The sequence below is a fragment of the Microbacterium festucae genome, from assembly GCF_025421715.1.
Taxonomy (GTDB): Bacteria; Actinomycetota; Actinomycetes; order Actinomycetales; family Microbacteriaceae; genus Microbacterium; species Microbacterium festucae.
In genome coordinates this window covers 1,291,664-1,312,851 of sequence record NZ_JAOEFC010000001.1, presented here as the reverse complement: position 1 = coordinate 1,312,851, position 21,188 = coordinate 1,291,664, and the positions used below count along the sequence as shown (strand labels likewise).

Genomic DNA, 21,188 nt, shown 5'->3' with positions numbered 1-21,188 from the left:
GGTCAGCCCTTGAGTCCTTGGGTGGCGACGCCGTCGACGAGGAATCGTTGGAAGACGAGGAAGAACAGGAGCACGGGGAGGAGGGCGACGAAGCTGGCGGTGACGGTGGCGCCGTAGTCGGAGGAGGAGGTCTGGTCGTTGTAGAGGCGCAGGGCGATGGGGAGGGGGTAGTTCTCGGGGCTGGTGAGGTAGAGCAGGGGTCCGAGGAAGTCGTTCCACGACCAGATGAACGCGAAGATCGCGCAGGTGATGAGGGCGGGTTTGATGAGGGGGAGGATGATCGACCAGAAGATGCGCACGTGGCCGGCGCCGTCGATGCGGGCCGCTTCGTCCATGTCGGCGGGCATCTGGCGGATGAACTGGACGAGCAGGAACACGAAGAACGCTTCGGTCGCGAGGAACTTCGGCAGCACGATCGGCCAGATCGTGTCGACCATCTCCAGCGAGTTGAAGATGATGTACTGCGGGATGATCACGACGTGGAACGGGAGCAGCAGGGTGCCGATCATCGCGGCGAACAGGATGCCGAGTCCCTTGAAGCGGATGCGGGCGAACGCGTAGGCGGCCAGGGCGGAGCTGAGCACGGTGCCGACCACGGCGAGCACGGCCAGCACGAGCGAGTTCGCGAAGAACCGCCACATCGGCACCCCGGCGATGCCCTCCATCACCTTCGCGTAGTTGTCGAGGGTGGGGCTGTTGGGGAGGATGGCCATGTTCTGCCCGAACTCGCTGTTGGGCTTGAACGTGGCGAACACCAGCCACACCAGCGGGTACAGCACGATCGCGGTGAGCACGAGCAGCACCACGGCCCAGATGACCGTCTGCCAGGTCTTGCGCTTCACGGTGCGGCGGTTCTTCACCGGCGGGGCGGGCATGGCCTGCTGCTGGGCGAACACCGGCGTGGAGGCCGCACCCGAGGTCGTGTACGCGTTGGAAGTGCTCATCGGTTGTCTCCCGAGTAGTGGACCCAGTTGCGCTGGGTGCGGAACAGGATGAAGGCGATGATCGCCACGACCACCAGCAGCACCCACGCGATCGCCGCGGCATACCCCATCTGCCCGTCGCTGAAGCCCCGCTTGTAGAGGTACAGGGTGATGAAGTTCGTCATCCCGGCCGGGCCACCCGAACCGTTGGAGATGATGTACGCCGACGCGAACACCTGGAACGCGCCGATCAGCCCCAGCAGCAGGTTGAAGAAGATCACCGGCGACAGCATCGGGATCGTCACCGCACGGAACCGGTGCCACGCACCCGCACCATCCATCTCCGCCGCCTCGTACAACTCCTTCGGGATCTGCTTGAGCCCGGCCAGGAAGATCACCATCGTCGCGCCGAACTGCCACACCGACAGCAGGATCATCGCCGGCAGCACCAGCGCCGGGTTGCCGATCCAGCCCCCCAGATCGATCCCGAAGAAACTCAGACCACTGTCGACCGGACCGTCCGAGGCGAACATCGCCCGCCACACGATCGCCACCGACACCGACCCGCCGATCAGGCTCGGCGCATAGAACGCCGACCGGAAGAACCCCGACCCCTTGTCACGGAAGTTCAACAGCATCGCCACCACCAGCGCCGCCGCCAACGTGATCGGAGTACCCACCAGCACATAGATCAACGTGATCTGCGCCGACTGCATGAACTGCGGATCATTCGTGAACAGACGGACGTAGTTGTCCCACCCGATCCACTTCGGCGGGCTGAAGATGTTGTACGACGTGAACGACAGGTAGAGCGAGTACACCATCGGCACGATCGTCAACCCGAAGAACCCGACCAGCCACGGGATCAGGAACCCGTACCCCGACAACGTCTCCCGACGCTGCCGGCCCCTCTGCCCAGGACGGGTGTACTCCTCGGGCTTGTTACGACGGACGAGGCGACGCTGACGACGCTCTCCGGTCACGATGACCCTGGTCGCGGTGGTGCTCACGGATGCTCCTGCGGTGATGAGGCCGATGGCGGGACGGATGGGGAGGTGGTGTTCCGGGAGCCCGGCCTGGTCGGCCGAGCCCCCGGAAGCGTGGTCACTGACCCAGGACGACGTTCATCTCGGAGAAGAACTGCGAGACGGCGTCATCGACGGTGACGGTGCCGAAGGCGAGCTCGATGCCCAGCTGACGGAACTTCTCCTCGATGGTGCCGTAGCCGACGATCGGCACGGGCGGGGCGTCGCCGAGGCGGTCGGCGATCGATGCCTCGTAGTCCTTGACCTGCTGGCTCAGCGGGTCGAGGTCGGCGGCGGCCAGGGCGGTCTCCGAGGCCGGCAGGCCGCGGTTCGTGCCGAAGATCTCTCCCGACTCGGGCGAGTTGATGAGGAAGTTCACGAGCGTCGCGGCCGCCTCGGGGTGGTCGGTCTTGGCCGAGATCGTGTGCAGCATCGACGGCTTCAGGTAGAGGTCCTTGGCGCCCTCTTCGGTGACGGGGGGCTCGATAAGGCCGAGCTCGGTGTACCCCTCGCCGAGGCCGCCGAGGTAACCGGCGCCGAAGTTGTCCCAGGTGAGCTCGCTGGCCGTCAGCGCCGAGTCGAAGCCGCCCTTGGGAGCGACCTCCTCCACACGCTGCTGCGGGATGATCGTGCCGTTCTCGCGGATGTCGGCGCTGGACTCCCAGAACTCGGTGAGACGCGCCTCGTCGAAGCCGGGCTCGCCCGCGTCGTTGAAGAGGTACGAGCCCTCCGAGCGCAGCTGCAGCTCGAAGTTCTGGATGCGACCGGCGTAGTCTGCGCCGCCCCAGAAGGCGCCGCCGGCACCCTCGGTGACCTCGGTCATCCAGGCCGCGTAGTCGTCCCAGCTGCCGCCGGCGAACTCGTCGACGCCGGCCTGCTCGAGCAGCACCGGGTTGGTGAACAGGCCCCACGCGTTGGTGGAGGTGGGGATGCCGTAGGTGGTGTCGTTGACCACGCCGATGCCGAGGATGTTCTCGCTCAGCGGCTCGGTGTCGATGATGCCCCCGAGGTAGGGGTCGAGGTCGAGCAGCAGGTTGTTCTGCGAGTACTGACGCAGGTAGGAGTAGTCGAACTGCATGACGTCGGGGAGGTTGCCGCCGGCCGCCTCGGTCTGACGCTTCTCCCAGAACTCGGGGAAGCCCAGGAACGTGGCGTTGACGGTGATGTTCGGGTATTCCTCGTTGAACGCCGCGATCGCCTCGTTGTAGAGCTCGGCGCGCACGTCGTTGCCCCAGAAGGCGAGGTCGAGGGTGACCTTCTCGTCGGGGTCGAACGTGGCGGCCGGTTCGGGGTCGCCGCCTCCGGCGCAGCCGGCGAGGGCCAGGGCGGCGCCGGTCGCGAAGGCGACGGCGGCCAGTGCCCGCTTCTTGCTGAACATCTTTGTCCTCTCTTCGAACGTCTGCGTTCTTCCCGCGAACATTCGTTGTCCGTGTGAGTGCGGTGGTGCGCCACCTGAGATCTGGTGCATTCGGGAAAGCGCTTGCCGCTGACGCTACCTCACGCAAAAACGTTTCGCAAGCAAAACTTGCAACGTTTCACTAACGCCGCCACCGCGGTCACCCCGCACGCCCCGCCCCCTCCCGCGACCCCGGTCCGCCCGCCCACCCCACGCCGAGTGTCCAGGACACGCGGCTGGCTCGCGCCGGCATCCGCGTGTCTTGGACACTCGACGGGGCGGGGGCCCGTCATTCGGGGGCGACGTGCAGCAGGCCGTCGGTCACCTGCAGCCGTGCGCGGTAGACGGCGCAGCGCCGCTCGTCGGCATCCGCGTGTCTTGGACACTCGACGGGGCGGGGGCCCGTCATTCGGGGGCGACGTGCAGCAGGCCGTCGGTCACCTGCAGCCGTGCGCGGTAGACGGCGCAGCGCCGCTCGTCGGCATCCGCGGTGTGCGACGACGACGGGTCGTAGGCGCGGGCGGGATGCCCGAAGAAGTAGAGCCAGGTGTCGCCGTCGTGCTGCAGCACCGCCCCGTGGTGCCCGAAGCCGGGCCCGGGCACGGCGCCGGCGGCGAGGACGACCGCGTCGGGCCCGCCCTGCCGCTCCCAGGTCACCGCGTCGGGCGAGCGGTGCACCGCCATCCCCCGCCACTCGTCGACGATCATCCACCAGCTGCCGCCGAGGGCGAACACGGTCGGCCCCTCGTGCGGGCGCCCGCCGACCGCCGTCCCCTCCACCTGCCACGTCGACAGGTCGTCCGAGACGGCCACCCGGGTGACCGAGTCGGCGGCCTCGTCTTTGCACCACAGCCGCCAGCGGCCGTCGGGGGTGCGGGCCACTGCGGCGTCGATGACCCGATCGCTCGCCAGGGGCACCGCGCCCCGCCGCTGCCAGCGGGCGAGGTCGTCCGAGACGTACTCGACGATCTCGCGGGCGTGGCCTTCCCACCGGGTGGGGATGCCGTCGATCTCGGTCACGTACATGCGCCACCGGTCGCCGTCGTGGATGACCTCGGGCGCCCAGTAGGTGCGTTCGACCTCGGCCGGCGGGGCACCGGCCCTCAGCGCCAGCCGGTCGCCGACGGCATCCGGCTCGAGGGTGCCCGCGTACCGCCAGGCACGCCCGTCGTCGGAGTGGGCGATGCCGATGCGGCTGCCGTGCACCCAGGCGACGCCCGGTCCGGGGGCGGGGTGGCTGGCGCGGCGCTGGGTGTAGAACATCCACCACCGGTCGCCCACGACCCGCACGACGGGGTCGGTCGCGCCGTCGTAGACCGGGTCGCGGTACAGCTCGGTGGCGGTCACGGAGCCGGACGCATGTCGGTCACCGGGCTGGCGAAGCCCCCGCGGTGCGTCGGGTGCGCGGCGAGGTCGGCCGGGGTCACCGGGGCCCCGCCGGCGGCCGCCGAGGCGTAGATGGCGGCGACGATCTCGAACGACCGCGCCGGATCGGCGGCCGTGGGCGGCAGCGGGGCGTCCGCCAGCAGCGCGTCGAACACGTCGCGCAGCAGCGGCGCGTGGTCGCTGCGCTCCTCGTCGGCCGGTAGCGCCCAGCCCTCCGCCTCGGACTCGAACCCGGGTGCGGGCGTGATCTTCCAGTCGTCGTGTCCGTGACCGTAGAGATGGTCGACGGTGACGGTGGCCTTTTGGGTGTCGATGCGGATGGCGCTGACCTGACGCGGCGAGACGGCGCTGGTGACCACCTGCGCCACCGCGCCGCCGGCGAAGGTGACCGTCGCCGTCGAGGCGTCTTCGGTCTGCGTCTCGCGGTCGAGGCGCCACAGCCGGCCCTCCACGCTGGCCCAGTCGCCCAGCAGGTAGGCGAGCAGATCGATCTGATGGATGCCGTGGCCGAGGGTGGTGCCGCCGCCCTCGGTCTCCCATCGGCCGCGCCACGGCACCGCGAAGTAGTCGTCGCCGCGGAACCAGAGGGTCTCGCACACGGCCAGCAGCGGCCGGCCGAGGGCGCCCGCCGCCAGCAGCCGCTTCACGTGCGCGGCGGCCGTGCCGGTGCGCTGCTGGAAGACGACCGCCAGGCGCCGCCCCGCGGCCGCCGCGGCGGCGCGCATCTCGTCGAGTTCGTCCAGCGACGGCGCCGGGGGCTTCTCGACCACCACGTGCGCCCCCGCCGCGAAGGCGGCGAGCGTCTGCGCGCGGTGCGCACCGGGGGGCGTGCACACGAGCACGACGTCGGGGCGTTCGGCGGCGAGCAGGGCCTCGAGCGTGTCGTGGACGTGGCCGCCGTGCTCGGCCGCGAAGGCCTCGGCGCGGGTGCGGTCGAGATCGGTGACGGCCACCAGCGCCGCGCGCGGATGCTGCGCGACGGCGCGGGCGTGCAGGTGCGCGACGGCGCCCGTGCCGATGATGGCGCAGCGCAGCGTGCGGGCGTGGACGTCAGGGGCGGCGCCGGCGGGCGCGGGAGTGCTGGGCACGGATCCTCCGCATCGAGGTGGGATGATGCCAGCCTAAAACGTTTCGAGGGAAAGCGCTATCCGCGCGGCGGTCCCCCACGCGGTCCGCCTCACGCGCGTTCGACGGGCAGCCAGAGCTCGCACACGGCGGTGCGGAAGTCGTCGGCCCGCTCGAGCACCGCGACCATCGACGGCCCGGGCCGCAGGCGCCACGGGTTCGAGGGGAACCAGTCGGTCGCCGTCGCGCTCCACACCTGCTGCAGCGCGGCGGGATACTCCCCCGCCGCGCGGAACACCGCCCACGTGCCGCCGGGAACCTCGATGGCGTCGAGGTCGTCGGGCACCGGCGTCGCCGCGGCGAGCGCGACGCCGTGCAGGTAGGTCAGCTCACTGCCCTCGGCGTAGTCGGCGTCGACGTCGTCGCTCACCTGCAGGATGCCGTGCGGCTCCGTGTCGCCCAGGGCTTTGAGGCGCGCGTGCTCGGCCGCCGGCAGCGCGGCGATGTGCGCCTGGATGTGCGGGTTGATCCCGTGATGGATGAGCGGCACGCGCGTCGCGTGGCCGACGAGGCGGAAGGCCGGCCGCTCGGTGATGCGGGTGTCCATGGTGCTGTTCCCTTCGACGGTCAGGCGGAACCTGAGCTGCGGTTGCGTGCGAAGGGGGCCGCCGCCCCGCCGGACCTCGCCCGGCAGCGCACCGTGCACCGACCGGAACGCCCGGCCGAACGCCTCGGTCGAGCCGTAGCCGTAGCGCACCGCGATCTTCAGCAGATCGTCACCGCCGACGATGTCGGCCGCGGCGAGAGTCATCCGGCGCCGCCGGACGTACTCCGACAGCGGCATGCCCGCCAACGACGAGAACATCCGGCGGAGGTGGTACTGCGTCGTGCCGAGCCCGGCCGCCAGCGACGCGACGTCGAGGTCGTCGTCGAGGCGAGCCTCGATCAGCTCGACCAGCCTGTTCAGCTCCGCGATCATGGCGCCTCCTTCGACCCCCACCTTTCCCGATCCCGGCGGGCAGCACCCGACTTTCGATGCCCGATCGGATCGGTCGCCCGGCCCTGCCGGAAGCGCCGCCGTGCCGCACGCACCTCGGAGAACGCGACCCGCGTCGGAGCTTCCCGGCCGCATGCTCCGAACACGGTGACGATCTCCGATGTCGGCGCGACGGCATCCGATCTGCGCCGGAACGGGATCACGCGCCCTACCCGGTACGCGCCCCCAGGCAGCACCCGCCTCGGAGGACGCGACCCAGGTCGGAGCTTCTCGGCCGCATGCTCCGAACACGGTGACGATCTCCGATGTCGGCGCGACGGCATCCGATCTGCGCCGGAACGGGATCACGCGCCCTACCCGGCGCGCCCACAGCGAAGCACGCACCTCGGAGGACGCGACCCACGTCGGAGCTTCCCGGCCGCATGCTCCGAACACGGTGACGATCTCCGACGTCGGCGCGACGGCATCCGGACCGCGCCGGAACGGGATCACGCGCCCCACCCGGCGCGGCCCACCGCGCAGCACGCACCTCGGAGAACGCCACCCACGTCGGAGCTTCTCGGCCGCAGGCTCCGAACCCGGTGACGATCTCCGATGTCGGCGCGACGGCATCCGGACCGCGCCGGAACGGGATCACGCGCCCTACCCGCCACGCGCCACCAGGCAGCACCCACGTCGGAGGACGCCACCCACGTCGGAGCTTCTCGGCCGCATGCTCCGAACTCGGTGACGATCTCCGACATCGGCGCGACGGCATCCGGACTGCGCCGGAACGGGATCACGCGCCCCACCCGCCACGCGCCACCAGGCAGCACGCACCTCGGAGGACGCGACCCACGGCGGAGCTTCTCGGCCGAATGCTCCGAACTCGGTGACGATCTCCGAGATCGACGCGACAGCATCCGGACTGCGCCGGAACGGGATGACCACGCGCGATCGGCGCGCCCCGTCAGTCGGCGTCGGCGCCGGTGGGCCAGTGCCAGGTGTGCAGCCGTCCGCACATGCCGAGGGTGCGTTCGGCGCCCGTCGGCACGGCGCGGGCGACGGATGCCGTCGGCAGCGCCCCCACGTCGCCGGCGGCGAGCGCGTCGAGCTGCGCGCGGGTGCGCGCGGTCTCGGCGGCGACGGTCGCCTCCCAGCGGTCCCGCCACTGCGGGATGCGGTGGCGCACGAGGCGCGCCGCGCGGGCGTGCAGGTCGGCCAGCGCGGCGGGCCCGTGGGAGTCGACGGCGTCGCGCAGTTCGAGATAGCCCCGCATCGCGAGGTCGCGGCGGGCGCGCGCGGCCGCCTCGCGGCCGTCGCCGGCGGGGAGCGCGACGGCCGCGGCGTACGCCTCGGGGTCGTCGAGCACCTCGGCGGGGAAGGTGAGCACCGCGTCGCCGGCCTCGGGGAGCCCGGCGTTGGACATCACCACCAGCAGGCGCAGGTCGCCGTCGTTGACGAGGCGGTGCACGGTGCCCGGGGTGAACCAGACGACATCGCCGGGGGCGAGGGGGTGTTCGGCCGCCCCGTCTGCCGACAGGGTGTGCACGGCACCGGCGCCGCCGACCACGACATACCCCTCGCTGGAGGCGGTGTGCAGGTGGGGCGTGCCGCCCCGGCATCCGTCGGCCGCCTCCCAGTCGTACACCTGCAGGTCGGTCACCGCGGTGCCGCCCGGGAAGGGTGCGCTCACGCCGACACCCCCGCCCCGATCAGCGCGCGCAGGGCGGTGGCCAGTTCGGCTGCCCGCGCGCGGTCGGCGTCGGCGATCGCGATGCCGTAGCGGAAGCGCACGGTCTCGCCCGCACCGACCACGACCTCCTCGCTGAAGAACGGCGCCGGGTTGAGCGCGGCGAACTCCTCGGAGCGGGCGAACCACTGCGGCGGGTGGTGCGGGTTGTCGGCGGCGTCGACCATGACCACCAGCGATGTCGCGTCGACCTCGTCGTGGCGGCCCTCGAAGCCCATCCACTCGTGGCGCTGGCCGCGCACGTCGGCGCCGGTGCCGGTGCCGTCGGCGGTGACCAGGGTGCCGCCGGTGAACGCGCGCGGACCGCGCCAGAAGAGTCCGCCGTAGCCGGCGTTGTCGCGCCCCTTGGTAGTGGGGGAACCGATCGCGACGGCGTCGTCGGTGACGTTGGTCATCGCCGTCTCGAAGGTGAGGGCCCAGGCGTCGTCGGCGAGCACGCGGGCGGTGAGGGTGCGCTGCTCGGTGAACATGCGCACGCCCGCCTGGCTGATCCAGTCGAGGTCGTGCGCGAACGTGACGACCCCGTCGGCGTCGGAGAGCTCGCGGATGCCGACGTGACGCTGCGCGCCGTCGTTGGGAAGCTGCACATACGACTGCCCGTGCACATAGGTGGGTCCGCCCCAGAAGTTCTCGTCGCCGACCACCGGCAGCGACCAGGCGATGCCCTTGTGCCACACGTGGTCCCACGGCCGGAACGCGCTGACGACGTGACCGGCGCGGGTACGCAGCGGGTGCAGGTAGGGCTTGGGCGACTCGAGCTGCGGCGAGTCGGGCGCGTAGACGCAGTGCAGCAGGTCGACGTCGCCGGCGCGCACCGTGAAGCCGGTGCCCTGATCGTGGACGAGGGAGAGGGTCATGCGTGCGCCTCCTGGCGGGATGGGGCCGGACCCCACGGCACGGCGCCGCCGTCCATGGAGCGCAGGAAGGGGTCGTCGCCGGCGATCTCACCGGCGGCGACGGGGCGGCCGCGGAAGGCCGAAGCGTAGGTGGCCGCGGCGAACTCGAGGGTGCGCCGGGCGTCGTCGGCCGCCGCCGCCGGCACCTGGCCGGCATCCCACGCGTCGAGGATCGCGGCGATCTGCCCGCGGTGACCGCTGGTCTCGTCCGACGCGTCCTCCGCCCACAGCTCGGCGAGATGCTCGTGCCCGGGCGCGGGGGTGAACGTCCAGTCGGCGTCGGTGTAGCCGTAGAGGTGCTCGACCTCCACCGTGGCGTGGGCGAAGTCGAACCGCAGGCGCGAGGTCTCGCGCGGCGAGACGAGGGAGTTCACCACGGTCGCCAGCGCCCCGTTGTCGAACTCGACGAGCGCCATCGACACGTCCTCGGTGTCGGTGGGCAGCGCCTGCCGCGCGGCGAACGCCGACAGGCGCGTCCACGGGCCCAGCACCGACAGCAGCAGGTCGAACTGGTGGATGCCGTGGCCCATCGTGGGCCCGCCGCCCTCGATCTCCCATCGCCCGCGCCACGGCAGGTCGAAGTAGTCGGCCGTGCGGTACCAGAGCGTCTCGCAGGTGGCCACGAGGGGCCGGCCGAGCACGCCGCCCGCGAGGAGCCGGCGCAGCCGCACCGCGGCCGGGCCGAACCGGTGCTGGAACACGGTGAGGGCGGGCACGCCCGTCTCGCGGGAGACGGCGACGAGCTCGTCCATCTCGGCCAGGCTCAGGGCGGTCGGCTTCTCGATGAGGGCGGGGACGCCGGCTCGCAGGGCCTGGATCGCCAGCGGCACGTGCGTCTGCGGCGGCGTGCAGATGTGCACGAGGTCGAGGTGCTCACCGCGCAGCAGCGCGCCGGCATCCGGGTACACGGCCGCGCCGGGCGCGAACCGGTCGGCGAACGCCCGGGCGCGCGCCGCGTCGACGTCGACGACGGCGACGATCTCGACGCGGGGGGCCAGGTCGATGACGGCCTGCGCGTGGGCGTGGGCGATGGCACCGGTGCCGATGAGGGCGACCCGCCGTGCGGCGGGTTGGGGGTCGGACACTCTCACTCCTTCGTGTGGCGTGCGGGGGCAGGGCTCAGCCGGCGAGCCCCGCCTGGGTCAGATGCAGTCGGGCATAGCGGCCGTCGGCCTCGACGAGCTCGGTGTGGGTGCCCTGTTCGATGATGCGCCCGTGCTCGAGCACGACGATGCGGTCGGCCTTGCGCACGGTGGACAGGCGGTGGGCGACGACGAGGGTGGTGCGCCCGGCCATGAGGCGGTCGAGGGCTTCTTTGACGAGCTGCTCCGACTCGGGGTCGAGCGCCGAGGTCGCCTCGTCGAGCAGCAGGATGCGCGGGTCGCGCACCAGCGCCCGGGCGATCGCGAGCCGCTGTCGCTGCCCGCCCGAGAGGCGGGCGCCGCGTTCGCCGACGACGGTGTCCCAGCCGTGGGGCTGCTCCTGCACGAACTCCCACGCGTTCGCGTCGCGCAGCGCCTGGGTGATGCGCTCGTCCGAGACGTCGGGCAGGCCGTAGGCGATGTTCTCGCGGATCGACCCCTCGAACAGCACTGACTCCTGCGGCACGACCGACACCGAGCGGCGCACGGTGCGCATGTCGAGTTCCTGCATGTCGGCACCGTCGATGAGCACGCGCCCGCCGGTGGGGCGCACGAACCCGAGCACGAGGTTGAGCAGCGTCGACTTCCCCGACCCCGACGACCCGACGAACGCGTAGGTGCGGCCCGGGGCGATGTCGAGGTCGATCTCGTGCAGCGCGTCGCTGTCGGCGCCGTCGTAGCGGTGCGAGGCGTGCTCGAGGCGCAGGTGCCCGTCGACGTGCGCGACGGCGCGCTTGCCGGCGTTGACCTCGAGGTCGGGCTCCTGCAGCACCTCGGCGATCGAGCGCACCGACTCGAGGCCGCGCGCCCCGACCGGGATCAGCATGAGCAGCTGGGTGAGCCCGCCGGTCAGCAGCGTGAAGTAGGTCGACAGCAGCACCACTTCGCCGGGGGTGATGGGGAGGATGCCGGTGAGCGAGAACACGGCGGCCAGCACCAGGCACCCCACCCCGAGCAGCTGCATCGCCACCCATGAGATCGATGCGACGTGGCCGTTGAGCATGTCGAGGTGCAGGCCCGCGCGGCGCACGCCGTCGGCGCCGGCCTGCACGCGGGTGACGGCGGTCTCCTCCAGGCCGTGCGCGCGGGTGACCGGGATGAGCGAGGCCATCTCGCCGACGCGCGCCGAGAGCACCTCGACCTCGCGGCGGAAGGTCTCGTTGCGCACCCGCGAGCGGTTGCGCAGGCCGTAGCGGATGCCGATGGCGATCGGCACGGCGAGGGCGTACACCGGCAGGAACTGCGGCACCGCGATCGCCGTCATCGAGATGGCGCCGATCATCACCATCATCGCCGACAGCAGCGGGTGGGTCACCTGCTGCAGCATGAGCTCGACGTTCTCGACGTCGCGCACCACCTTGGTCTGCACGATCGACGAGCTCACCCGCGTGTGGTACCCGATCGACAGGCTCTGCAGGCGGGCGGCCAGGGCATTGCGCAGGTCGGCGCCGGTGTCGCGCACGACGGTCATGAAGTTGCGGGTGTAGACGAGGTGCATCGGGTAGTTCTGCACGAGCAGCACCGCGGCCAGGGCGAACCAGCCGAGGACGGCGGTCACCTCTCCCCCGCCGGCGACGATGTCGATGATGGCGGCGGTGACCACGGGGAGGAACCACAGCGGGATCTCCTTCATCGCGAAGGCGGCCACCGCGGCGGCCATGCGCGCCGGACGCCGCGCCAGCAGGCGCAGCACCGACCGCGTCGGATGCGATCCGTCGATCGCCCGCGCAGGATCGGATAGCGCTTTCCTCGTCACCCCTGCCATGGTAGTCACGATGGGCCGCCGCCGGGCGGCATCCGAGGAATCACGAGAGGACACCCGTGACGTACCACCTGGCCGGAGACTCGACCGTCGCCCCCATGAAGCCCGGCGAGGAGCCGATGGCGGGCTGGGGAGAGTGCCTCCCCCTGTTCGTGGACGCGCCGGTGCGCAACCTCGCCTTCGGCGGCGCCACGACGGCGTCGTTCGTCGCGGCCGGGTCGTGGGACGCCCTGCTCGACGGCGTCGCCCCGGGCGACACCGTCGTCATTCAGTTCGGCCACAACGACCAGAAGGAGCCGGAGCTGCTGGCCGCCCGCGGCGGCTACACCGACCTGCTGCGCCGCTTCGTCGCCGACGCGCAGGCCCGGGGCGCCGCCGCGGTGCTGTGCACCTCGTGCGAGCGGCGCTGGTTCGACGGCGAGCGCATCACACCCACCCACGGCGACTACCCCAACGCCGTGCGCGACCTGGCGCACGAGCTCGACGTGCCCCTCATCGACCTGACCGTGTTCACCACCTGGCTCTACGAGCACCTCGGCGACGCGGGCTCGGCGCGGCTGCTCTCGCACTACGCGCCCGGCGAGACCGCCGCGTGGCCGGCCGGCCTGGCCGACGACACCCACTTCCGCCTCGAGGGCGCCCGCGCCGTGGCCGCGTTCGTCGCGCGGTCGCTGCGGGCGATCGAGCGTCGCGACGGCGATGCGCCGGCCCGCGGCTCGCAGCTGGTCAGCTGAGCGGCGCCGCGATCAGTCGAACGGCCGGGCGGCGGGCCGTGCCCGCCCGGATGCCGTGACGGTGGGCCACCGCGGATCGACCGTGAGCACCTCCACGCCGGCGGCGGTGACGAGCACGGTGTCTTCGACTTTCACGCCGGGCGCGCTGGGGTTCCACGCGAAGGCGTGCTGCTCGACGATCACGTCGCCCTCGGCACCGGTGGCGCGCGGGTCGCGCCCGGCATACCCGGTCGGGCCGCCCTGGTGGTGCCGGTGCCACTCGTCGGCGTCGAACCCGGCCGCGGCGTAGGCCGCGCACCCGGCGGCGAAGGCGTCGTCGAGCACCGCGCCGGGCCGGGTCGCGGCGAAGTAGGCGGCCTCGACGGCGAGGATGCGCTCGTCGTCGGCGCCGAGCTCACCCACCCAGCGGGTGGCGTTGGCGATGAGGCCGTGGCGCCGGCCGCACACCACGAGCATCGCGCGGGCGCCGAGCGGTTCGCCGGTGGGGAGCGGATGCCGGTGAGGCAGGCGCCCGTGGCCTGCCACCAGCACGACGAGCGGGTCGATGCCGCGGGCGACGAGCCCGGCGGCCAGCGCGGCGGCCGCGTCGCGCTCGGTCGCGCGGGGGCCGAGGGTGATCGCCGCCTCGGTGAGCACCTGCGCCGTCTCGCGCCCGAGCGCCCGGTAGCGGTCGGCCTCGCCGGGCAGCAGGCTCGCCCGCGCGGCGCGCAGGGCGGGGGCGAGCTCGGCCTCGACGGTCGCCGCTCCCGCCGCCGCGGCGGCCACCGCCGGGGGCGTGCGCCACGGCACCCGCACGAGGCGGGCCGCGTCTGCCGGCAGCAGCTCTTCGGCGACGAGCCGGTCGGCCTCGTTGTCGGCGACGAACAGGGTGTCGCCGTCGTCGTCGACGCGCACCGCGACCACCGGGGGGCCGGCCAGCGAGACGTGGGTGCGCACACCGTCGAGGTACCAGGCGACGGCCTCGTGCGAGGTCAGCAGCAGCGGGGCACCGCCGGCCTGGGCGCGCACGGCGGCCACCCGCCGGCACTTGTGGTCGCGGTCGGTTGCTGTCGCCATGGTCTCCCCAACCTCGCGCGCGGCGTCGCGGCTCGCGTCGTCGCGGCTCGTGATTCGATCTGAAAACGCTTTCTCGGCCTAGTATGAAGGGTCCTGCCCGTGGCGAGAAATGGAGCGTGCGGATGGCAAGAACGCCCGGAACCACGACGATCACCGACGTGGCCCGCCACGCGGGGGTGTCGCTGTCGACCGTCTCGCGCGTGATGAACGGCAACGCGACCGTCGATCCGGCCCTCGCCGAGCGGGTGCGCGCGACGGCCGCCGAGCTGGGCTACACCGCCAATCCGCTCGCCCGCAGCCTGGTGCTCGGGCGCACCCAGACCATCGCCGTGGTGGTTCCCGACCTCGCCAACCCCACGTTCCAAGAGATCCTGCGCGGCCTCAGCCGCGCCGCCGCCGTCGACGGCTACCACGTGCTGGTGGCCGACTCGGCCGAGCAGGTCGACGAAGAGAAGGTGCTCGCCGTCGACACCCGCCGGCGCACCGACGGCGTGGTGCTGTGCGCGCCCCGCATGGATGCCGACGCCCTCGCCGCGCTGCTGCCGACGCTGTCGCCGGTGGTCGTGGTCAACCGGGCCCCGCAAGAACTCGCCCCCGTGGTGGCAGCCGACTACCGCAGCGCGCTGGCCGAGCTCATCGCGCACCTGCACGGACTCGGGCACCGCCACCTCGTCTTCCTCGCCGGTGTCGCCGGCAGCGCCTCCAACGCGGCGCGGCGCGAGGCCCTCGCCGACGCGCGGGCCGCGCACGCCGATCTGACGATCGACGAGCTGGCCTGCGGCGTCGACTTCGACAGCGGCGCGGCCGTGGCCGACGCGGTGCTCGCCGGCGGCGCGACGGGGGTGCTGGCCTTCAACGACCTCGTGGCGATGGGGCTGCTGTCGGCGGTCGGCGACCGTGGCGTGCGCGTGCCCGACGACCTGTCGATCGCCGGGTTCGACGACATCCCGTTCGCCCGCTACACCACACCGCCGCTGACGACGGCGGCCGTGCCCGCCGCCGAGCTCGGCGCCGATGCGTGGGCCGCCCTCCACGCCCAGCTCACCGGGGCGACCCCGGTCGCCGCCGCCACCCGCACCCCCGCAGTCGTGCTGCGGGCCAGCACCGGCCCCGCCGCGCGCTGATCCCCGCCGCGCGCCGAGCGCCGTCGCGCGCTGAGCCCTGCCGCGCACCGGCCTCGCTGCGGCCGCACGGCACCACCCACGGTGCGTGTGCTACCGTGAGAAAACGTTTCCTGGGGCGACGCCCCGGCCGCATCCCGACCCGAGGACGAGTCATGACGATCACCCGCTACGCGCTCATCGGCGCGGGCCACCGCGCGCAGATGTACGTCGATGCCATCACCGACACCTACGCCGACCGGGCGGCGCTCGTGGCGATCTGCGAGCCCAACCCGGGCCGCGCCGCCCACTACGCCGACCTCGTCGCCGGCCGCGGCTTCGCCGCCCCCACCACCTGGCAGCCCGACCGTCTGGAGGAGATGATCGCGGCCGAGCGCGTCGACCGCGTGATCGTCTGCGCGCGCGACGACCTGCACGCCGAGCTCATCGTGCGCTCGCTGGAGGCCGGCGCCGACGTCGTCGTCGAGAAGCCGCTCACCATCGACGCCGACAGCGCCGCGGCCATCGAGGCGGCCGTCGAGCGCACCGGACGCCGCGTCGTGCTGACCTTCAACTACCGCTACTCGCCGCGCAACAGCGCCCTGCGGCAGGTGCTGCAGGAGGGCCTCATCGGCGAGATCACCTCCATCGACTTCTCGTGGATGCTCGACACCATGCACGGCGCCGACTACTTCCGCCGGTGGCACCGCGAGAAGGTGCACTCGGGGGGCCTGCTGGTGCACAAGTCGAGCCACCACTTCGACCTCGTCAACTGGTGGCTGCGCTCCACGCCCCGCCGCGTGTACGCCTCGGGCGGGCTGCGGTTCTACGGCGCCGAGAACGCCGCCGTGCGGGGCCTCGGCCCCCGCCCCGAGCGCGGCACCCACGACGGCGCGCACGACCCGTTCGAACTCGATCTGCGCGGCGACGCCCGGCTGAAAGAGCTCTACCTCGACACCGAAGCGCACGACGGCTATCTGCGCGACCGCGACGTGTTCGGCCCCGGCATCACGATCGAAGACAACCTCGCCCTGGTCGTCGACTACGCCTCCGGCGCGACGCTCAGCTACTCGCTCAACGCCCACGCCCCCTGGGAGGGCTACCGCGTGGCCGTCAACGGCACCCTCGGCCGTGCCGAGCTCGAGGTCGTCGAGCGCGGCGCCGTGCTCGACGATGAGGGGCTGCACCCGGTGCTCGACCCCAGCGCGACCGACGCCGGCGGCACGGCGTCGCTGCGCCCGCAGGGCGAGCGCCTGCTCGTGCAGCGGCACTGGGAGGAAGCGGCCGTCGTCCCCATCGTCAACGCCGCCGGCGGCCACGGCGGCGGCGACGCGCTGCTGCTGGCCGACGTGTTCGTCGGCCCCGGCGACGATCCGCTGGCCCGCCCCGCCGACTGGCGCGACGGTGTGCAGTCCATCGCCGTGGGCATCGCCGGCAACCGGTCGCTGGCCACAGGCCTGCCCGTCGAAGTCGCCGACCTGGGCGTGCCGCTGCTGGCACGGGAGCGGGCATGAGCCGCATCGTCGTCACCGGTGGTGCGGGCAGGCTCGGCCGCAGCCTCGTCGCCGGGCTCGCCGGCGCCGGCCACGAGATCGTCTCGATCGACCGCGCCGCCTCCGATGCCGCCGAACTCGACGGCATCCATCAGGTCGCCCTCGACCTGACCGACGCGGATGCCACGACCCGGGCGCTCACCGATCTCGCCCCCGACGCGCTCATCCACCTCGCCGCGATCGCGGTGCCCTTCAGCGCCCCCGAAGACGTCATCCTGCGCACCAACGCGGCCCTGGCCGTCTCGGTGCTCGGCGGCGCCGTGGCCGCCGGCATCCCCAAGGTCGTCGCCGCCTCCAGTCCCACCGTGCTCGGCTACAACTGCCCCACCGGGTGGGTGCCCGAGCGCTTCCCCCTCGACGAAGACACCGTGCCGCGGCCGTGGAACGCCTACGCGCTGTCGAAGCACCTCATCGAGCAGACCGTGCGCATGTACGCCCGCCAGACCGGCGACACCGTGCGGTTCGCCTCGTTCCGCCCCTGCTATGTGATCGCGCCCGAAGAGTGGGCCGGGGCCCCCACCCAGCAGGGCCACACCGTGCAGCAGCGCCTAGACGACCCCGCCCTGTCGGCACCCGCCGTGTTCAACTACGTCGACGCGCGCGACGTCGCCGCCTTCTGCGACCGGCTGCTGGCGGCCCTGCCCGAGATCCCCAACGCCGAGACGTTCTTCGTCGGCGCCGACGATGCCCTGGCCCGCGAGCCGCTGGCCACGCTCGTGCCGCGCTTCCACCCCGGCACCGACGAGGTCGCCGCGGTGCTCACCGGCACCACCCCCGCCTTCTCCAACGCCAAGGCGGGGCGCCTGCTCGGCTGGGCGCCCGCCCACCACTGGCGGGGCGAACTGGCCGCCGCAGCCGCGGCATCCGCCCTCTCCGACCACGGCGCGGCACCCCTCGCCGCCGACGTCCACCCCGACAGAAAGCACATCCCGGCATGAGATTCGACGGCATCCTCTTCTTCCCGGTCACCCCGTTCGACGCCGCAGGCCGCATCGACACCGACCTGCTGGCCCAGCACGTCGCCACCGGCGTCGCCCATGCCGCCGGCGGCGTGTTCCCCGCCTGCGGCACCGGCGAGTACCACGCCCTGTCGGCGAGCGAGGCGGCCACGGTCGTGCGCACCACGGTCAGCGCCGTCGGCGGGGCCGTGCCGGTGATCGCCGGCGCCGGCGGCCCCCTCGGGCACGCGATCGAGGTCGGCCGCGCCGCGGCCGAGGCCGGCGCCGACGCCCTGCTGGTGCTGCCGCCCTACCTCGTCGGGGGCACACAGGCCGGCCTGGTCTCGTACGTCGAGACCATCGCCGCGGCCGCCGAGCTGCCGGTGATCGTCTACCACCGCGCCAACGGGCAGTTCACCCCCGCCTCGGTGCGGCAGCTGGCCGACAACCCGCGGGTGGTCGGGTTCAAAGACGGCGCGGGCGACGTGGGCGCGGCGCAGTTGATCGTGCGCGAGGTCGCCCGGTCGGGCCGCGACGACTTCGCGTTCTTCAACGGGCTGCTCACCGCCGAGCTCACCCAGGCCGCCTACCGCGGCATCGGCATCCCGCTGTACTCGTCGGCCGCGTTCGCGATGATCCCCGAGGTCGCCGGCGCCTACTACCGCGCCTACGTCGACGGCGACGAGGCCCGCCGCCTCGAGATCCTCGACGGGTTCTACGCGCCGCTGGTGGCCCTGCGCGACGAGACGCCCGGCTTCGGGGTGTCGCTGATCAAGGCGGGACTGCGCCTGCAGGGCCTGCCGGTCGGCTCGGTGCGGGCGCCGCTGGTCGACCCCACCGCCGCGCAGGAGCGGCGCCTCGGCGACATCCTCGAGGCGGGACGAGCACTGCTGTGACGACGATCACCTCGTTCACGGCGCGACTGGTGCGCGTGTCGCTCACGCGGCCGTGGGCGGCCGACGTCACGAGCGTCGGCGTGATCGCCACGCACGTGGTGCGCAGCGACGGCGTCGAGGGCTGGGGGTTCGCGTGGACCCCGCAGATCGGCGCCGAAGCGGTTCTCGCCCTGCTGCAGCACGACATCGCCTCCTTCGCCGTGGGGCGTGACGCCGACGCCGAACAGCTGTGGCTGCCGGCATGGCAGCACCTGCACGAGGCGGGCGGCGGGGGCCTGACCACGATCGCCCTCGCCGGGCTCGACCTGGCGCTGTGGGATGCCGCGGCGCGCGCCGCCGGCGGGTCGGTGTCGTCGCTGCTCGGCCGCCGCCGCGAGCGGGTGAGCGCCTACGGCAGCGGCGTGAACCTGCACTACACGCAGGACGAGCTCGTCGCGCAGGTGCAGCGGTGGGTGGCCGCCGGGTTCACGGGCGTCAAGATCAAGGTCGGAAAGCCCGACCTCGCCGAAGACCTCGAACGCGTCGCCGCCGTGCGCGACGTGCTGGGCCCCGGCCGCTCCCTGATGATCGACGCGAACCAGCGCTGGGACCTCGACCGCGCCACCCGCTCGGTGGAGGCCCTCGCCGTAGCGGGCCTCGCCTGGATCGAAGAGCCCCTCCGCGCCGACGACCTCGCCGGGCACACCGAGCTGGCCCGCCGGCTCGCCGGCTCGTCGCAGGTGCCGATCGCCCTCGGCGAGAACGTGCACACCGCCTACCGGTTCGACGACTTCCTGCGCGCCGGTGCCGCGCAGATCGTGCAGCCCAACATCGTGCGCGTGGGCGGAATCACGCCCTTCCGACGCATCGCCGCCCTCGCCGAGCAGGCGGGCGCGCCGCTGCATCCGCATCTCCTGCCCGAACTGTCGGGGCAGCTCGCCCTCACCCTCGCGCAGGAGGTGCTGGTCGAAGACGTCGAAGACGCCGGCTTCGGCGCCCTCGGCGCGCTCGAGGGCCCCTCGCCGGTGCGCATCGCCGACGGGCAGCTCACCGAACTCCCCCACGAGGGCCTGGGTCTGCGCTTCCGCGCGGCCGTCGCCTCCTCCGCTTCCGCTTCTTCCGCTTCTTCCGCTTCTTCCGCTTCTTCCGAGAGGACCTCCGCATGAGCATCGACGACATCACCGGCCCGGCCGCCGCCGCCGCGCCCGTCTGGCGCACCTCCGACGCGGCCACGCGGGCGGGGTGGCTCGAGGCCGTCGCCGACGCGCTCACCGCGCACGCCGACGAGCTCGTCGAGATCGCCGACCGCGAGACGCGCCTGGGCGCCACCCGCCTGCGCGGCGAGGTCGGCCGCACCACCGGGCAGCTGCGCCTGTTCGCCGAGGTCGTGCGCGAGGGCTCCGCCTTCGAGCTCACCGTCGACGACGCCGACCCGGATGCCACACCGCCGCGCCCCGAGCTGCGTCGCCTGCTGGTGGGCGTGGGGCCGGTCGCGGTGTTCTCGGCGTCGAACTTCCCGTTCGCCTTCTCGGTGTGCGGCGGCGACACCGCCTCGGCGTGGGCGGCCGGCAACCCCGTCATCGTCAAGGCGCACTCCGGGCACCCCGAACTCTCCCGTCGCACCGCCGAGGTCGCGATCGCCGCGCTGCGCGCGGCGGGCGCCCCCGAGGGCTCGCTCGCCCTCGTCGAAGGCCGCGAGGCCGGCAACGCCCTCGTGCAGCATCCCGCCGTCGCGGCGGCCGGGTTCACCGGGTCGCTGTCGGGCGGCCGGGCGCTGTTCGACCTGGCATCCGGCCGGCCCGACCCGATCCCCTTCTACGGCGAGCTCGGCTCGGTGAACCCGGTGGTCATCACCCCCGCCGCCGTCGCGGCCCGCGGCGACCAGCTCGCGCAGGGACTCGTCGGCTCGTTCACCCTGGGGGTCGGCCAGTTCTGCACGAAGCCCGGCGTCGTGTTCGTGCCCGCGGATGCCGGGTTCGAACAGCGCGTGGCCGACGCGGTCACCGGCGCGGCCGGCGGCGTGCTGCTCACCGACCGCATCACCGCCGCCTTCCCCGACGGCATCGCGCACCTCACCGCCGACGCATCGGTCGAGGTCGTGGGCTTCGGCGCCGAGACCGCCGACGGGGCCCGCCCCGTGGTGCTCGCCACCGACGCGGCCGCGGTCGCGGAGCGTGCGGCGACGCTGCTGGAAGAGGTGTTCGGACCGGTCACGCTGCTGGTGCGCTACACCGGCGACGACGAGCTGCGCGCGGCCCTGGCCGCCGTGCCCGGATCGCTCACCGCGACCCTGCACGCCGAGGACGGCGACGAGGTGGCCGGCACCCTCGAGCTGCTGCAGCAGCGCGCCGGCCGGGTGCTGTTCGCCGGGTGGCCGACCGGCGTCGCGGTGACCTGGTCGCAGCAGCACGGCGGCCCGTGGCCGGCCACGACGTCGCTGCACACGTCGGTGGGCGCCACCGCGATCCGCCGGTTCCTGCGCCCAGTGGCCTACCAGGACGCCCCCGACGCGCTGCTGCCCGCGCCGCTGCGCGACGCGTCGCTTGCCCACCTGCCCCACCGCCGCAACGGCATCCTCGTCCTCCCCTGACCCCGGGGTCGGGCCGGC

Annotated in this window: 18 protein-coding genes; 7 read left to right on the top strand and 11 right to left on the bottom strand. The window is 73.1% G+C overall.

The features are described from left to right. Nucleotides 1-2: 2 nt before the first annotated feature. From N3K63_RS05830 to N3K63_RS05785, 10 genes are all read right to left on the bottom strand, one after another. Complete coding sequence (locus N3K63_RS05830) at nucleotides 3-944, bottom strand: carbohydrate ABC transporter permease (protein ID WP_261579044.1); 942 nt, start codon at nucleotides 942-944, stop codon at nucleotides 3-5. Continuing rightward, complete coding sequence (locus N3K63_RS05825; protein WP_261579043.1) at nucleotides 941-1,933, bottom strand: carbohydrate ABC transporter permease; 993 nt, start codon at nucleotides 1,931-1,933, stop codon at nucleotides 941-943. Before N3K63_RS05825 ends, N3K63_RS05830 begins: the two co-directional genes overlap by 4 nt. 94 nt (nucleotides 1,934-2,027) lie before the next feature. Next, a complete protein-coding gene (locus N3K63_RS05820; protein WP_261579042.1) occupies nucleotides 2,028-3,326 on the bottom strand; it encodes an ABC transporter substrate-binding protein in 1,299 nt (432 codons plus the stop codon). A gap of 423 nt (nucleotides 3,327-3,749) precedes the next feature. Beyond that, nucleotides 3,750-4,691 (bottom strand): family 43 glycosylhydrolase, encoded by a 942-nt coding sequence (locus tag N3K63_RS05815; RefSeq protein WP_261579041.1) that lies wholly within the window; start codon nucleotides 4,689-4,691, stop codon nucleotides 3,750-3,752. Further along, nucleotides 4,688-5,818, bottom strand: a complete 1,131-nt coding sequence (locus N3K63_RS05810) for a Gfo/Idh/MocA family protein (RefSeq protein WP_261579040.1) — start codon at nucleotides 5,816-5,818, stop codon at nucleotides 4,688-4,690. Before N3K63_RS05810 ends, N3K63_RS05815 begins: the two co-directional genes overlap by 4 nt. 89 nt (nucleotides 5,819-5,907) lie before the next feature. Then, nucleotides 5,908-6,774: an AraC family transcriptional regulator gene (locus N3K63_RS05805; RefSeq protein ID WP_261579039.1), complete on the bottom strand. Its 867-nt coding sequence runs from the start codon at nucleotides 6,772-6,774 to the stop codon at nucleotides 5,908-5,910. Between the two features lie 967 nt (nucleotides 6,775-7,741). Continuing rightward, entirely contained in the window at nucleotides 7,742-8,467 is a 726-nt protein-coding gene (locus N3K63_RS05800; RefSeq protein ID WP_261579038.1) for a cupin domain-containing protein, read from the bottom strand. Beyond that, entirely contained in the window at nucleotides 8,464-9,381 is a 918-nt protein-coding gene (locus N3K63_RS05795) for a DUF6807 domain-containing protein (RefSeq protein WP_261579037.1), read from the bottom strand. Before N3K63_RS05795 ends, N3K63_RS05800 begins: the two co-directional genes overlap by 4 nt. Beyond that, nucleotides 9,378-10,505, bottom strand: coding sequence for a Gfo/Idh/MocA family protein (locus N3K63_RS05790; protein WP_261579036.1), 1,128 nt, complete (start codon nucleotides 10,503-10,505; stop codon nucleotides 9,378-9,380). The genes N3K63_RS05795 and N3K63_RS05790 overlap by 4 nt, the downstream gene beginning before the upstream one ends. A gap of 34 nt (nucleotides 10,506-10,539) precedes the next feature. Beyond that, a complete protein-coding gene (locus N3K63_RS05785) occupies nucleotides 10,540-12,318 on the bottom strand; it encodes an ABC transporter ATP-binding protein (RefSeq protein WP_261579035.1) in 1,779 nt (592 codons plus the stop codon). 65 nt (nucleotides 12,319-12,383) lie between these two features. Here N3K63_RS05785 and N3K63_RS05780 point away from each other — a divergent pair, with 65 nt between their 5' ends. Then, nucleotides 12,384-13,058: a GDSL-type esterase/lipase family protein gene (locus N3K63_RS05780; protein WP_261579034.1), complete on the top strand. Its 675-nt coding sequence runs from the start codon at nucleotides 12,384-12,386 to the stop codon at nucleotides 13,056-13,058. A gap of 12 nt (nucleotides 13,059-13,070) precedes the next feature. Here N3K63_RS05780 and N3K63_RS05775 read toward each other — a convergent pair whose 3' ends face one another. After that, complete coding sequence (locus tag N3K63_RS05775) at nucleotides 13,071-14,114, bottom strand: M24 family metallopeptidase (protein ID WP_261579033.1); 1,044 nt, start codon at nucleotides 14,112-14,114, stop codon at nucleotides 13,071-13,073. Nucleotides 14,115-14,236: 122 nt separating this feature from the next. Here N3K63_RS05775 and N3K63_RS05770 point away from each other — a divergent pair, with 122 nt between their 5' ends. The 6 genes from N3K63_RS05770 to N3K63_RS05745 all read left to right on the top strand — a co-directional run bounded on the left by N3K63_RS05770 (nucleotide 14,237) and on the right by N3K63_RS05745 (nucleotide 21,170). Continuing rightward, entirely contained in the window at nucleotides 14,237-15,238 is a 1,002-nt protein-coding gene (locus N3K63_RS05770; RefSeq protein ID WP_261579032.1) for a LacI family DNA-binding transcriptional regulator, read from the top strand. 152 nt (nucleotides 15,239-15,390) lie between these two features. Beyond that, nucleotides 15,391-16,728 (top strand): Gfo/Idh/MocA family protein, encoded by a 1,338-nt coding sequence (locus N3K63_RS05765; RefSeq protein WP_261579031.1) that lies wholly within the window; start codon nucleotides 15,391-15,393, stop codon nucleotides 16,726-16,728. Beyond that, a complete protein-coding gene (locus N3K63_RS05760) occupies nucleotides 16,725-17,705 on the top strand; it encodes an NAD-dependent epimerase/dehydratase family protein (RefSeq protein WP_261579030.1) in 981 nt (326 codons plus the stop codon). The genes N3K63_RS05765 and N3K63_RS05760 overlap by 4 nt, the downstream gene beginning before the upstream one ends. Continuing rightward, nucleotides 17,702-18,601 carry a 5-dehydro-4-deoxyglucarate dehydratase gene (locus N3K63_RS05755; protein ID WP_261579029.1) on the top strand — a complete coding sequence of 300 codons (900 nt, stop codon included), beginning with the start codon at nucleotides 17,702-17,704 and terminating at the stop codon, nucleotides 18,599-18,601. Before N3K63_RS05760 ends, N3K63_RS05755 begins: the two co-directional genes overlap by 4 nt. Beyond that, nucleotides 18,598-19,746 (top strand): mandelate racemase/muconate lactonizing enzyme family protein, encoded by a 1,149-nt coding sequence (locus N3K63_RS05750; protein WP_261579028.1) that lies wholly within the window; start codon nucleotides 18,598-18,600, stop codon nucleotides 19,744-19,746. Before N3K63_RS05755 ends, N3K63_RS05750 begins: the two co-directional genes overlap by 4 nt. Beyond that, nucleotides 19,743-21,170 carry an aldehyde dehydrogenase (NADP(+)) gene (locus tag N3K63_RS05745; RefSeq protein ID WP_261579027.1) on the top strand — a complete coding sequence of 476 codons (1,428 nt, stop codon included), beginning with the start codon at nucleotides 19,743-19,745 and terminating at the stop codon, nucleotides 21,168-21,170. Before N3K63_RS05750 ends, N3K63_RS05745 begins: the two co-directional genes overlap by 4 nt. Nucleotides 21,171-21,188 lie beyond the last annotated feature (18 nt).

Coding starts and splice junctions, on each gene's coding strand:
- N3K63_RS05830 (WP_261579044.1), bottom strand. CDS start 944: ATGAGCACTTCCAACGCGTACACGACCTCGGGTGCGGCCTCCACGCCG.
- N3K63_RS05820 (WP_261579042.1), bottom strand. CDS start 3,326: ATGTTCAGCAAGAAGCGGGCACTGGCCGCCGTCGCCTTCGCGACCGGC.
- N3K63_RS05805 (WP_261579039.1), bottom strand. CDS start 6,774: ATGATCGCGGAGCTGAACAGGCTGGTCGAGCTGATCGAGGCTCGCCTC.
- N3K63_RS05795 (WP_261579037.1), bottom strand. CDS start 9,381: ATGACCCTCTCCCTCGTCCACGATCAGGGCACCGGCTTCACGGTGCGC.
- N3K63_RS05775 (WP_261579033.1), bottom strand. CDS start 14,114: ATGGCGACAGCAACCGACCGCGACCACAAGTGCCGGCGGGTGGCCGCC.
- N3K63_RS05770 (WP_261579032.1), top strand. CDS start 14,237: ATGGCAAGAACGCCCGGAACCACGACGATCACCGACGTGGCCCGCCAC.
- N3K63_RS05765 (WP_261579031.1), top strand. CDS start 15,391: ATGACGATCACCCGCTACGCGCTCATCGGCGCGGGCCACCGCGCGCAG.
- N3K63_RS05760 (WP_261579030.1), top strand. CDS start 16,725: ATGAGCCGCATCGTCGTCACCGGTGGTGCGGGCAGGCTCGGCCGCAGC.
- N3K63_RS05755 (WP_261579029.1), top strand. CDS start 17,702: ATGAGATTCGACGGCATCCTCTTCTTCCCGGTCACCCCGTTCGACGCC.
- N3K63_RS05745 (WP_261579027.1), top strand. CDS start 19,743: ATGAGCATCGACGACATCACCGGCCCGGCCGCCGCCGCCGCGCCCGTC.